The sequence below is a fragment of the Streptococcus sp. ST16 genome, from assembly GCF_046098135.1.
GTDB lineage: Bacteria > Bacillota > Bacilli > Lactobacillales > Streptococcaceae > Streptococcus.
In genome coordinates this window covers 144651-157866 of sequence record NZ_JBJUSE010000004.1, presented here as the reverse complement: position 1 = coordinate 157866, position 13216 = coordinate 144651, and the positions used below count along the sequence as shown (strand labels likewise).

9 protein-coding genes and 1 pseudogene are annotated in these 13216 nt (G+C 40.3%); 6 read left to right on the top strand and 4 right to left on the bottom strand.

Going from position 1 to position 13216, the window contains the following annotated elements; genetic code table 11:
- Nucleotide 1: 1 nt before the first annotated feature.
- The 5 genes and pseudogenes from ACIY14_RS04540 to manA all read left to right on the top strand — a co-directional run bounded on the left by ACIY14_RS04540 (nucleotide 2) and on the right by manA (nucleotide 8053).
- Nucleotides 2-970, top strand: coding sequence for an acetylxylan esterase (locus tag ACIY14_RS04540; protein ID WP_409001690.1), 969 nt, complete (start codon nucleotides 2-4; stop codon nucleotides 968-970).
- A complete protein-coding gene (locus ACIY14_RS04535; RefSeq protein ID WP_409001689.1) occupies nucleotides 967-2358 on the top strand; it encodes a glycoside hydrolase family 1 protein in 1392 nt (463 codons plus the stop codon). The genes ACIY14_RS04540 and ACIY14_RS04535 overlap by 4 nt, the downstream gene beginning before the upstream one ends.
- A 92-nt stretch (nucleotides 2359-2450) precedes the next feature.
- Nucleotides 2451-5411 (top strand): glycosyl hydrolase, encoded by a 2961-nt coding sequence (locus ACIY14_RS04530; RefSeq protein ID WP_409001688.1) that lies wholly within the window; start codon nucleotides 2451-2453, stop codon nucleotides 5409-5411.
- 137 nt (nucleotides 5412-5548) lie between these two features.
- Nucleotides 5549-6988 (top strand): annotated as a pseudogene (locus ACIY14_RS04525) (6-phospho-beta-glucosidase).
- A 120-nt stretch (nucleotides 6989-7108) separates the two neighbouring features.
- Nucleotides 7109-8053: a mannose-6-phosphate isomerase, class I gene (gene manA, locus ACIY14_RS04520; RefSeq protein WP_409001687.1), complete on the top strand. Its 945-nt coding sequence runs from the start codon at nucleotides 7109-7111 to the stop codon at nucleotides 8051-8053.
- 41 nt (nucleotides 8054-8094) lie between these two features.
- On the opposite strand, the gene ACIY14_RS04515 is transcribed toward manA, so the two are convergent.
- Nucleotides 8095-9435, bottom strand: a complete 1341-nt coding sequence (locus ACIY14_RS04515; RefSeq protein WP_409001685.1) for a sodium-dependent transporter — start codon at nucleotides 9433-9435, stop codon at nucleotides 8095-8097.
- Between the two features lie 250 nt (nucleotides 9436-9685).
- Here ACIY14_RS04515 and ACIY14_RS04510 point away from each other — a divergent pair, with 250 nt between their 5' ends.
- Nucleotides 9686-10426: a MerR family transcriptional regulator gene (locus tag ACIY14_RS04510; protein ID WP_409001684.1), complete on the top strand. Its 741-nt coding sequence runs from the start codon at nucleotides 9686-9688 to the stop codon at nucleotides 10424-10426.
- Nucleotides 10427-10467: 41 nt separating this feature from the next.
- Here ACIY14_RS04510 and ACIY14_RS04505 read toward each other — a convergent pair whose 3' ends face one another.
- From ACIY14_RS04505 to ACIY14_RS04495, 3 genes are read right to left on the bottom strand one after another with little or no spacing between them, the layout of a single operon-like run.
- Nucleotides 10468-10989 carry a DUF1697 domain-containing protein gene (locus ACIY14_RS04505; RefSeq protein WP_409001724.1) on the bottom strand — a complete coding sequence of 174 codons (522 nt, stop codon included), beginning with the start codon at nucleotides 10987-10989 and terminating at the stop codon, nucleotides 10468-10470.
- A 37-nt stretch (nucleotides 10990-11026) separates the two neighbouring features.
- Nucleotides 11027-12205: an NAD(P)/FAD-dependent oxidoreductase gene (locus ACIY14_RS04500; protein WP_409001683.1), complete on the bottom strand. Its 1179-nt coding sequence runs from the start codon at nucleotides 12203-12205 to the stop codon at nucleotides 11027-11029.
- 57 nt (nucleotides 12206-12262) lie between these two features.
- Nucleotides 12263-13108, bottom strand: a complete 846-nt coding sequence (locus ACIY14_RS04495; protein WP_409001682.1) for a DegV family protein — start codon at nucleotides 13106-13108, stop codon at nucleotides 12263-12265.
- Nucleotides 13109-13216: the final 108 nt, after the last annotated feature.

Here is a 13216-nt window from a genome sequence, read left to right as displayed (position 1 = left end):
TATGTTGAAAGAAGAAGTAATCTCAAAGTGGGGAAATTATAATGGAAGCCAGAAGAAACCAGTTGATTTTGATAATTTTTGGGATAAAGCGAAGTTAGAAGTTGACACCTTGGGAACAGAATATCAACTGGAGAAAATGCTTCTCCCTTCCAAACAAGTTGATTGCTTTCTTCTTACTTTTAGGGGAGTTGGTGGTTCTAAAGTTTCTTGCCAGATGGTTTATCCCAAGAAATATATGAAACCACTCCCAGCCCTTCTCCAGTTTCATGGTTACCATTCGAGCTCAGGTGACTGGAGTGATAAAATAGGTCTGGCCTCAGAAGGGATGATTGTCTTTGCCATGGATGTTCGTGGTCAAGGCGGGATATCAGAAGATGGATCTTCCACCAAATATGCTACTTTGAGAGGACATTTAATTCGAGGAATAGAAGAAGGTGCAGAGAACCTTTTTTATCGCTCCATCTTTCAGGATGTTTATCAATTGACAAAAATTATAATGACGATGCCTGAGGTTGATTCTAGTAGAATAGTGTCCTATGGAGTATCTCAAGGTGGAGCCTTGGCTCTCGTTTGTGCAGCTTTGATGCCATCTGTTTCGAAAGTTTTTGTGCAATATCCTTTTCTTAGTGATTATCGTGAGGCTTATCGTTTAGATGTAAATCAATCCGCTTACGAGGAACTAGCCTATTGGTTTCGACAAAGAGATCCTCGTCATCAGCGAGAAGATGAGATTTTTTCAACTCTAGATTATATTGACATTCAATATTTGGTACCAAGGATTGAGGGAGAAATCTATTGGGCGATGGCGCTTGATGATTCTGTTTGTCATCCAAAAACTCAATTCGCTGTTATTAATCAGGCAAAAACTATCCAGGAAATTCTGTTTTATCCAGAATATGGACATGAGTATCTGCCACAATATCAAGATTTTATAAGAAAAAAATTATTTGAAAGAGAAGTGATTCTATGAGACAATTTCCAGAAAATTTTTGGTGGGGAGCTGCAACGTCAGGTCCTCAAAGTGAAGGTCGTTTTGACAAAAAACATAAAAATATGTTTGACTACTGGTATGATATGGAGCCAGAAGCTTTTTATAACTATGTAGGACCAGATACGGCTTCAAACTTCTATCATAGTTATGCGGATGATATTGCAAAAATGAAAGAAGTTGGCCTAAATAGCGTACGCACATCTATCCAGTGGACGCGATTAATCGATGATTTAGAGACGAATACGGTTAATCTTCAGGCAGTAGACTATTACAATCGCGTCATTGATACCTTTTTAGAGAACGGTATCCGTCCTATTTTTAACCTTCATCATTTTGATATTCCAGTGGAACTTTACCACAAATATGGGGGGTGGGAATCTCGTCATGTAGTGGAACTTTTTATCGGATTTGCAGAAAAGTGTTTCCAATACTTTGGTGATAGAGTAAAGGAATGGGTGGTTCATAATGAACCAATGGTAGTCGTTGATGGTGAGTACCTCTACCAATTCCACTATCCAAAGCTAGTAGATGGTAAAAAAGCGGTGCAGGTAGCCTATCATTTGAACTTAGCAACAGCTAAAACAATTCAACTCTACCGTGAAAAGGGATTTGATAAAGAAGGTGGACGTATCGGTACTGTTTTAAATCTAACTCCTACCTATGCGGCTTCTGAAGAACCAGAAGATCAAGCTGCGGCTCATTTTGCAGAACTTTGGAATAACAAGATGTTCTTGGAGCCTGCAGTACATGGACATTTTCCAGAGGAGCTTGTTTCAGTCCTTGAAAAAGACGGAGTCCTTTGGAAAACAGAAGATGGCGACGAAGAACTTTTTGCTACTAATACAGTTGATTTCTTAGGGGTGAATTTCTATCATCCAAATCGTGTAAAGAGACCAGATATCTCTCCAGACTCAGTTGGGGACTGGCTTCCAAGTCGTTACTATGATAATTACGACATGCCTGGACGCAGAATGAACATTGACAAGGGTTGGGAAATTTATCCCAAAGCCTTATATGATATCGCTGTAAATGTGAGAGACAATTACAAGAACATACCATGGTTCGTATCAGAAAATGGAATGGGAGTTTCTCGAGAAGAACGTTTCATGGATGAAAATGGACAAATCCAAGACGATTATCGTATTAACTTTATCAAGGAACATTTGGACTGGCTTCACAAGGGAATCCAAGAAGGATCAAACTGTTTTGGTTATCACTTGTGGACGCCTATTGACTGTTGGTCTTGGACAAATGCCTATCGCAACCGTTATGGTCTAATTTCAAATGACATTCATACGCAAGTTAAAACCATCAAAAAATCAGGATACTGGCTCAAAGGAGTCATTGAAAAAAATGCAATAGATTAAACAGAAGAGAAACGGATTCGTGAGCGGATGCTTGATAGAGCCTGCGAATGGCATCTGTTTCTCTTTTTTTAGAATAAAAAAGGAAGCAATTCATGAAAAGACAATTTATCCTAGGTCTTACACTAGGAACTAGTTTACTACTAGCTCCCTCTGTATTAGCCGCAGAAAATTCAGTACCTGTTTCTACAGATGAAAATACAGTGACTGTAGAAACACCTCGTGTTGAAAAAGTAGAAGAAAAAGAAGCTACTGGAGAGGTAAACGAAGAAATTACTCCAGTAACTGGTAAAGCATCGGAAACTAATGCCCCCTCTTCTGAAAAGAAGGCCGAGGAGAATAAGATAGCTATTGTTGATACCCAAGCAACACAAGAAACAAAAGAGTTATTTAACTACTTAAAAGAGTTGAATGGGAAAAAAGAAGTTTTATTTGGACAACAACATGCGCTAGATGAAGGAGTGACGCTGACAGAAAAAGGTCAAAGGATTGCTTCAGAAGAGTCTGATGTGAAAAATGCAGTTGGAGATTATCCAGCAGTATTTGGTTGGGACACTCTTTCAATTGATGGACACGAGAAACCTGGTGTTGAGGGAGATGTTCAACAAAGTATTCAAAATCTCAGCCAATCTATGAAAAAGGCCCACAATCTCGGGGGAATTTTAACTCTCAGTACCCATCCTTATAATTTTGTGACTGGTGGAGATTTTAAAGATACATCAGGAGATGTAGTGAACGAAATATTACCTGGAGGGAAGGCAAATGATAAGTTCAACGCTTGGTTAGACAATATTGCAACGTTAGCTCATAGCTTGAAAACCACCGACAATAAGTCTATTCCCTTTATTTTTAGACCATTTCATGAACAAACAGGCAGTTGGTTCTGGTGGGGAGAAAGTACGACTAACCCAGAGCAGTACAAGGCTTTGTATCGTTATACTGTAGAGTACTTGAGGGATAAAAAAGGCGTTCATAATATTTTATATGCTTACTCTCCTGGAGCAGGCAATGATCGCTATTTGAAAACTTATCCGGGTGATGATTATGTTGATGTTTTTGGCATTGATAGTTATGATAACAAAGAGAATGCTGGATCGGAAGCTTATATTTCATCCTTGTTAAAGGATCTTAATAAAATTGTTTCTCTAGCTGAGTCTAAGGGTAAGATTGCTGCATTAACAGAGTTTGGCTATAGTGCACAAGGACTGAAAGAAAAAGGAAATACGCTGGATTGGTATACTCGGATTTTTAAGGCTATCAATGGAGATTCGGAAGCTTCAAAGATTGCTTATATGATGACTTGGGCTAATTTTGACACAGTTAATAATCTTTATACTCCTTATAAAGACATTAATGGAAACTTAGGTGGAAATCATGAGTCATTGAAGGATTTCCAAGACTTCTATAAAGATAATCATACTCTTTTTCGAAATGAAGTTGGTAAGATTTATGGGACAAATAAAATAATACCTGTAAGTGAAAGAAAGAGCCAGCGTTATTTGATTCGACCGGCAGATCATTCTCTTGTAGAGTCAAGAAAATCAACTATAGTTACCAAGGGTCTTCCTGAGGACAGTCGAGTAACCTATGTATTTGCTGGTGAGGAAAGGGAATTATCAAGAGTAGGTGATTATTTCCAGGGGGAATTACAGATATCAGATAGTATAGATAAGAAAGCTCATACTTTAACTTTGAGATACTATGATAAAAATGGTTTAGTAGAAACTCAATCTTATACACTTTTTGTAAATACTAAGAAAGTACAACCGTCACCCTATTTAGTAGATGATTTTGAAAATTATCTGGGGGAAGATAGTCTGTTAGAAAAAGCTTACTCTTCAAATGGAGATCCCATCTCACTTTCTCTGCAACCAGCAGCGGAACAAGGAAAGTATAAGATGCGATATGACTATACGATTGCAAATAATGGCTATGCGGGACGTCAGCTTTCTTTTGATAAGAACTGGGAAGATCGGAATGCTCTTACTTTTGAAATGAAAACAACGGCCCATCCTAAACAGCATTTGACTGTTCAAGTTCAGATTGGGGGAGTTAGTTTTGAAAAAGATATTGATCTTGCTCAAGCGAGAGATGGAAAAGTGACCATTCCATTTTCTGAATTTAAACCAGCAGGTTGGGAAAGTCATCAAGAAGCACGCATTACAAAGGAACGCTTAAAAAAAGTGACACAATTCGCCTTTTATGTGGGGGGAGAAAAAGGAGTAGGAAGTATTGAGTTTGACACTATTGAAGCAATCAAAGATTCTCAGTTACCACCTGTTCCAGATAAGGAAGGTGAGAAAAAATACCAACCTTTGACCTATACATTTGAAGGTGATTCATTAGATTGGCAGGGGCCGGATATTCATGTCAAAGAAAAACAACTAGTAGCTCAGGTAAATGCTGAATCAGGTGAGAAGACTGAGGTGAAACTGACAAAAGGTCAGGACTTGAGTAGTTATGATTGGTATGTGGCACGTGTGAAAACAACAGTGCCTGTATCAGCTAAACTATTTTTAAAAGTTGGCGACAGTTGGCAATGGGTGAATTCAGAAGCCCAAAAGGTTTCAGATGAGTTGACAGAATTAAGATTTGATATTAGTGGAATTAAAAATCGTGATAGTGTTAAAGAAATTGGTATTGAATTTACTGGGCAGTCACAACAAAAACAAACTGGTTTTGTTAGCATAGAGCTGGTTAGTTTTGTGAAGAATTTATCTGAATTGACTCAAGAGAAAAAGCCTACGGAAGACCATAACACTGCTTCGCCTACTGAAAACAATCAATCGAATATGGGTGGAGGTAAAGAAAATGAGGAAAATAAAGTAGAGAATCCTGACGCTTCTATTTCTCCTTTAGGTGTAGATAAGACACAAATAAAAGCGAAAGAAAATAGTGTCGAAACAAAGGATTCGAATAAGCCAGAACAAAAAAGAAACCTCCCAAATACAGGAGAGAAGAAAAGAAATGGATTATTTGAGTTAGGCTATATTTTCCTAATAGTTCTCACTTTTTTGGTAGCAAGAATGAAACGACTAACCTCTGGGAAAATGTAGAAAATAACAAGAAGTAGTGATAGGATTGAAATGTACTCTAAAAGTGAGGTTCAGCTAATGGAATAATATAGAACAGTATCAAACTTTCACTACTTTTCATGGTATACTAGAATTAGCAAATCAATCGAGGTAAAGTGATGACAGAAATACTACAATTTCCAGAAGGATTTCTCTGGGGTGGTGCAACGGCGGCTAATCAATGTGAGGGTGCTTATAATCTCGATGGTCGTGGTTTAGCTAACGTTGATGTCGTCCCCATCGGTCCAGATCGTGAAGCCATTATCACGGGTCAGAAAAAGATGTTTTCGTTTGAGGAGGGTTATTTTTACCCATCCAAGGAAGCCATTGATATGTACCATCATTACAAGGAAGATATTGCGCTTTTTGCAGAAATGGGCTTTAAGACTTATCGACTTTCCATTGCTTGGACTCGGATTTTTCCTAAGGGAGATGAAGCAGAGCCAAATGAAGCTGGTCTAGCCTTTTATGAGGATTTATTTAAGGAGTGTCACAAGTATGGGATCCAACCTCTGGTGACTATTACGCATTTCGACTGTCCTATGCATTTGATTGAAGAATACGGTGGTTGACGCAATCGTCGGATGTTAGACTTCTATGAAAAACTTTGTCGTACACTCTTTACCCGTTATAAGGGTTTGGTCAAATACTGGCTTACCTTTAACGAAATTAATATGATTTTCCATGCGCCCTTTATGGGAGCTGGTCTCTGTTTTGAAGAAGGAGAAAATCAAGAACAGGTCAAATATCAAGCGGCTCACCATGAGTTGGTGGCTTCAGCCCTTGCGACGAAAATTGCCCACGAAATTGACCCAGAAAACAAGGTGGGATGTATGTTAGCTGCAGGGCAATACTATCCTAACACAGCTCATCCGAGAGACTACTGGGCAGCCATGGAGGAAGATCGCAAGAGTTACTTCTTCATTGATGTTCAAGCGCGTGGGGAATACCCAAACTACGCCAAGAAGCAGTGGGAGCGCGGGGGTATTGAGATTCAAATGACGGCAGAAGATTTGGACTTGTTGAAGAATCACACTGTTGACTTTGTTTCCTTCTCTTACTATGCGAGTCGAGTGGCCTCGGGCGATCCAGAGGTGAGGGATCTGACTGCTGGAAATGTCTTTGCCTCTCTCGAAAATCCTTATCTTGAATCCTCAGAATGGGGTTGGCAGATTGACCCACTTGGCCTTCGTATCACCCTCAATGCCATCTGGGATCGTTACCAAAAGCCTATGTTCATCGTAGAAAATGGACTCGGTGCTATGGACACACCAGATGAGAATGGTTATGTAGCAGATGACTATCGGATAGCTTATCTAGAGGCCCACATCAAGGCTATGCGAGATGCCATTTACCAAGATGGAGTTGACTTGCTCGGTTATACGACCTGGGGTTGTATCGATCTGGTTTCTGCTGGAACAGGCGAAATGAACAAGCGCTATGGTTTTATCTATGTGGATCGTGATAATGCAGGTCAAGGAAGTCTCAAACGGAGCAAGAAGAAATCCTTCTACTGGTATAAGGATGTCATTGCCAGCAATGGTGCAAGTATTGAGTAGAGCACATTTGTTCACTATTTTTATAAAATCTTCTCCCTACTTTATATGATGTGAAAAAGAGTTCAATTAAATCGAGCTTTTTGCTATAATGAGGGGAGAAAAATCAGACAGGAGAATAAGATGTCAGAACCATTATTTTTACAATCAGTTATGCAAGAAAAAATCTGGGGAGGAACCAAGCTACGTGATGAGTTTGGCTACGACATTCCAAGTGAAAAAATCGGGGAATACTGGGCTATCTCAGCTCACCCAAATGGGGTTTCAAAGGTCGCTAATGGGCTCTTTGAGGGAACAGACCTCGCTACTTTGTATGCGGAGCACCGTGAATTGTTTGGCAACCGTCCAGAGCCTGTATTTCCACTGTTGACCAAAATTCTTGATGCCAATGACTGGCTCAGCGTCCAAGTTCACCCAGACGATGCCTATGGATTAGAACATGAAGGCGAGCTCGGAAAAACAGAGTGCTGGTACATCATCGCAGCAGATGAAGGTTCAGAGATTATCTATGGTCACAATGCCAAGTCAAAAGAAGAACTCCGTCAGCAAATTGAGGACAAGAACTGGGATGGCTTGCTTACCAAAGTCCCTGTCAAGGCTGGAGATTTCTTCTATGTACCAAGTGGCACCATGCACGCTATCGGCGCAGGTATCTTGATTCTTGAAACCCAGCAGTCTAGCGATACCACCTACCGTGTCTATGACTTTGACCGCAAGGACGACAAGGGTAACTTGCGTGAGCTTCACCTTGAAAAATCCATCGATGTTTTAAACATTGGAGAGCCTGCTAACAGCCGTCCTGTGACTGTTAAGGCAGATGATTTGCGTTCAACTTTACTTGTCTCTAATGATTTCTTCGCCGTTTACAAGTGGGAAATCACTGGAAAAGTTGACTTTGAAAAGACAGCTGACTACAGCCTGTTCAGCGTCTTAGCTGGTCAAGGTCAACTGTCTGTTGATGGGACAAACTATCCAATCCAAAAAGGCAGTCACTTTATCCTACCAAGTGATGTTGAAGCTTGGACCTTGGAAGGGCAAGGTTTGGAATTGATTGTTAGCCATCCATAAAAAAAGAAAGGGCCTGAGTTTACTACTCAAGTCCTTTTTGATTACATAAATTGGGCGATAAAGACCACAATGATGATAATTGGAGTGACGAAACGGAGAAGGAAGAGCCAGACTTGGAAAAGTTCCTGTTTCCATGCTGTTTTATCAAGATGGAGTTCCTCCTGGGCAAGTGCTTTCTTAAAGATGTAGCCTGTAAAGAGAGAAAGGCAGAAAGCTCCAAATGGCATGAGGAGATTGGATACCAAGAAATCCATGGCATCAAAGAAGGTCTTTCCAAAAATATGAATATCCGCCATAACACCGTAAGATAGGGCTGAAGGAATTCCAAAAACAAAGGTTAAAATCCCTAAAATGGTACTCCATTTGGAACGTTTGCTGTTATCCTGATTGGTGATATTACCCACATTGATCTCCAGCATGACGACAGAAGAAGTGACTGTCGCAAAAAGGAAGAGCAAGAGGAAGAGGATGTAGAAAATGGTTCCAAAAGGCATCTTGTCAAAGAGTTGAGGCAAGACGATAAAGAGCAGGCTAGGTCCCCCTTCAGACTGGATATTGAAGGCTGACATGGCTGGGAAAATGGCTAGACCTGCCATGATGGATACCGAGATGTTCATGGCTACAATGGAAATCCCTGATTGGACCAGATTGGTTTTCTTGTCTAAGTAGGACGCATAGGTCAGCATGGCTGTAACCCCAAGTGAGAGGGCAAAGAAAGATTGTCCCAGAGCATAGAGGAGACCAGCACTGGTCAGTTTTGAAAAGTCTGGTTTGAGGAAGTAGAGAACGCCTTCCATGGCATTTGGCAAACTGAGAGAGCGTCCAATGATAATGACAAAAATGATAAAGAGCAGGGGCATCATAACCTTTGAGGCTCTTTCAATTCCTTTTTGAACCCCACGTGATACAATAAAGATATTCAACAAGATAAAGGCAGCTTGAGCCCCTAGAGCAATGGCTGGATTTGAAATGATCGAAGTAAATAACTGAGCATAATCATCCGTTCCGCCAAGTTGGAACAATTTCCCAAACTCAATGCCTAGATAGACTAAAATCCAACCTCCAATAACACTGTAAAAGGATAAGAGGATAAAGAGGGCAAAGGCACCAATCCAACCGATAAAGTTGTACTTGTTATTCTTGCCAAGTTTTCCAAAGGTTTTGATAGCCGAAACACCAGCACTACGGCCAAGGGCAAATTCAGCAAGCAGGAGAGGAAAACCGATTAAAATGGTAGAAATGAGAAAGACCAGTAAAAAGCCTCCACCGCCATTAGCAGCAGTCATGTAGGGAAACTTCCAAACGGCACCAAGACCGATGGCTGAGCCAGCAGATGCTAGAATAAAGCCAAGTTTCGAGCCCCATTGCGATTTTTCTGACATAGTTAAACTCCAATTTTGTTTTTAAAATAAGAAAAGGCTACTTGAGTTGTCAAATAGCCTTCTCTCAATGGCTCTTTATGAGCCTTCTGTTTGATTGATAGACTTGACTATCCTATCATGTTTTCTGAAGTCTGTCAAGAAAACCATTTTCAAGTTTTCACAGTTTTCTCATAAAGTTAAAAAATTTTCGCAAAAATACTTGACTCTGACCTAAGGGGAGGGGTTATACTATCATTGTAAGGAGGAAATCATGTACCATATAAAAGAAGCTGCGCAGCTTTCAGGTGTCTCTGTCAAGACCCTGCACCACTATGACAAGATAGGACTCTTGGTCCCCTTAAAGTCGGAAAACGGCTATCGAACATACAGTCAAGAGGATTTAGAACGCCTTCAGGTCATTCTTTACTACAAATATCTAGGCTTTTCTTTAGAGAAAATAGCAGAGCTGTTAAAGGAAGAAAGGACAGATTTATTGCCCCATTTGACTAGGCAGTTGGAGTATCTAACTCGAGAAAGGCAACATCTGGATACCTTGATTTCCACCTTGCAAAAAACCATTCAAGAACAAAAAGGAGAAAGAAAAATGACCATTGAGGAAAAATTCACTGGATTTAGCTATCAAGACAATCAAAAATACCACCAAGAAGCGGTAGAGGAGTATGGACAAGAAGTCATGGATCAAGCCCTCGAACGCCAAAAGGGTCGCGAAGATGAGTCTACGGCCGCCTTTAACCAAGTCTTTCAAACTTTGGCGCAAAATCTTCAAGCTGGTTTACCTGCAACAGCAACTGAAAACCAAGAGCAAGCAGCCAATCTCTTGCAAGCCATTCGTACTTATGGATTTGACTGCTCCGTTGAAGTCTTCGGACATATCGGTAAAGGATACGTCTACAACCCAGAGTTTAAGGAAAACATTGATAAATTTGGAACTGGAACAGCCCAGTACACGTCAGATGTGATTGCCCACTATGTCCAAAATCAGACAAAATAAAATCGGAGGAGTATTCTTCCGATTTTTACTAAATTCAAGCACTACTTGCTTAATAATTTTTCTACCACATTTAGTTTTCGCATGGTCAAATCTACATTAAAAAGCTTTTCAAGATAGTTGGTATTAAGTTTCTTTTGTTTTGCAGTTCTAGGGAGATAGAGGTAAAGGCAATGGTTACCGATACAAATTTCTTCTTCACCGTAATCAATTTTTAATTTTTCTAAAGGGAGACTTTGAATAGATCCTTGATAAAAAATCACGTGTATACGGTCATAAAGATAGTGTTCTCCAAACGGGTTTTCTTGGATAATTTTTGTAAAATCACTTTTGCTCTTGATTACCATTTTTAAGTCAGCACCAATTTTTTCCTTTATCAGAGTATGAACACATTCTCGTATTCTTTCTAAATCTAAGTCACTTTCAAGAATGATATTCCCACTTTGAATATAGGTTCGAACGTGTTGAAAATCAGCTTCTGTCAAAATATTTACCAAATAAGACATTTTCGGGATAGCATTTTTTCCATTAGGAGTAACGCCTCTTAGTAAAATAATATGTTCCAAAGGACTTCCTTTCTTATTGGGGATTCTAGCCATTCAATTATTTATATATTGGATTTGAGCCTGCCACCCAGCCGGTACAGAGGGCAGAAGTGATGTTAAAGCCACCTGTGTGGGCATTGATATCCAGTACCTCGCCAGCAAAGTGGAGGCCAGGGACTAGCTTACTTTCAAGGGTTTTAGGATTGATTTCCTTAAGACTGACGCCTCCTTTGGTGACAAAGGACTTAGCCAATGACATTTTACCTGTGACAGGGATTTTGAGGGCCTTGATAGACTGGAGCAGTTGCTCGCGTTCCTTTTCGGTTAGCTGTTTAACTTTGTCAGGATAGCCTTGCACAAAAAATTCTGCTAAGCGTTCTGGCAACAAGGTTTTTAAAGCATTTTTCAAGGATTTTTCCCGATTTTCTTCTAGAAATGATACCAAGTCGTCCACTGAAAGTTGAGGCGAAACATCAAGTGAGAGAACTTCCCCACCCTTGACAAAACTAGACATACGCAGAGCAGCTGGACCAGATAAACCAAAGTGGGTAAAGAGCAAATCATGAGTGATGACATGCTTGCCGTAGCTTAAGGTCACATCGTCTAGTGAGATTCCCTGCAAGGCCTTATGCGGAAAATCAGTCAACAAAGGACTCTCAGCGGCTTCAAGATTGGTAATGGTGTGCTTAAAATGGCGGGCAATCTCGTGACCAAAACCAGTCGAACCTGTAGAAGGATAAGATTTACCACCTGTTGTGACTATGAGTTTATCACAAGTGAAGGTCTGGTCCGCGGACTTCAGGACAAACTGGTCGTCTATCTTTTTAACCGAAACAATTTCTGTTTGAGTGAGAACTTGTCCGCCTAGCTCAGCGATTTTCTTTTCCAAGGCCTCGATAATAGTCCGAGATTTATCGCTAGCAGGAAAGACACGACCGTGGTCTTCAACCTTAAGTTTAACATCGTTTTCTGTGAAAAAGTTGATGATATCATGGTTATCAAACTGGGAAAAGACACTGTACAGAAAGCGTCCATTTCCAGGGATGCCAGCTAGTAGGTCATCTAGAGTTCCGTTGTTAGTTACATTGCAACGTCCCCCACCAGTCCCAGCTAATTTTTTTCCGAGTTTCCGATTTTTTTCGATGAGAAGAGTCTTCTGACCATAAAAGTTACTGGAAATGGTAGCCATCATACCAGCAGGCCCTCCACCGATGACAATAGTATCAAAATGTTTCATAGCTCTATTGTACCACAAAAAACAAGAGATGCTTGGCATCTCTTGTTGCTAATGATTTTAGTTGATTTCATATCCCATCAACAAACCGCCATCTTCTGCATAAAAACTACAGAGACCAGATGTTGGGATGATATTGATATCAGCTTGAGGAAACGTTTCCAGCAAGCGTTCCGACAATTGCTGACAGAATTTTTCATTACTGCGATGAGCCATGACGATACGTCCACCAGCATAACCAGCTTTGATGAGTTCTTCATAGGCTGCCTGAAGGGATTTTTTAGCACCGCGAGCCTTTTGTAGCAACTCTAGGGTTCCTGTTTCACTAGCCTCTCCAACCATACGGATGTTGAGAAGGCCAACGACCGCACCGATAAGCTTACTCAAACGACCATTTTTAACCAAGTTATCAACCTTAGCGAGGACAAAGAGCAACTTTGTTTTTTGGGGGTAGGCCGTAATAGCTTCAACAATTTCTTCAAAAGAAAGTCCTTGATCAATCAATTCATTGATTTTTTCAACAATCAAGTCAACCTCACCACCTGCAGACAATGTATCGATCACATGAATCTGAGTGTCAGGATGTTCTTCAAGATAGATATTCTTAGCGAGCTGTGCACTATTATGGCTACCTGAAAGAGTACCAGTAATGGTAACGACAAAGATATGCTTAGCACCTTCAAATGCACGCAGGTAATCATCAGGGCTAGGACAGGCTGATTTTGAAGCCTCGGAAGTCGCATACATGGTTTCCATCATGTGGTCAATGTCAAGATTGGCATCATCAATAAAGACCTGATTAGCTACTTGAATGGTTAAAGGAACACTAACAAATTCAGTATCAATAGCAGGAGTTGCCAGTTGACGATAATCACAACCAGAGTCAGCTACAATCTTCCAAGTCATAGAAATTCTCCATCTTTGTCACTTATACATTGACAAAGGTTCTGTCTTTTTTTACAATTATATCATGAAAGCCCTTGAAACAAAAGTACTACCTCTCTGTTGTCACAA

Coding starts and splice junctions, on each gene's coding strand:
- ACIY14_RS04510 (WP_409001684.1), top strand. CDS start 9,686: ATGTACCATATAAAAGAAGCTGCGCAGCTTTCAGGTGTCTCTGTCAAG.
- ACIY14_RS04495 (WP_409001682.1), bottom strand. CDS start 13,108: ATGACTTGGAAGATTGTAGCTGACTCTGGTTGTGATTATCGTCAACTG.
- ACIY14_RS04535 (WP_409001689.1), top strand. CDS start 967: ATGAGACAATTTCCAGAAAATTTTTGGTGGGGAGCTGCAACGTCAGGT.
- manA (WP_409001687.1), top strand. CDS start 7,109: ATGTCAGAACCATTATTTTTACAATCAGTTATGCAAGAAAAAATCTGG.
- ACIY14_RS04500 (WP_409001683.1), bottom strand. CDS start 12,205: ATGAAACATTTTGATACTATTGTCATCGGTGGAGGGCCTGCTGGTATG.
- ACIY14_RS04515 (WP_409001685.1), bottom strand. CDS start 9,435: ATGTCAGAAAAATCGCAATGGGGCTCGAAACTTGGCTTTATTCTAGCA.
- ACIY14_RS04530 (WP_409001688.1), top strand. CDS start 2,451: ATGAAAAGACAATTTATCCTAGGTCTTACACTAGGAACTAGTTTACTA.
- ACIY14_RS04540 (WP_409001690.1), top strand. CDS start 2: ATGTTGAAAGAAGAAGTAATCTCAAAGTGGGGAAATTATAATGGAAGC.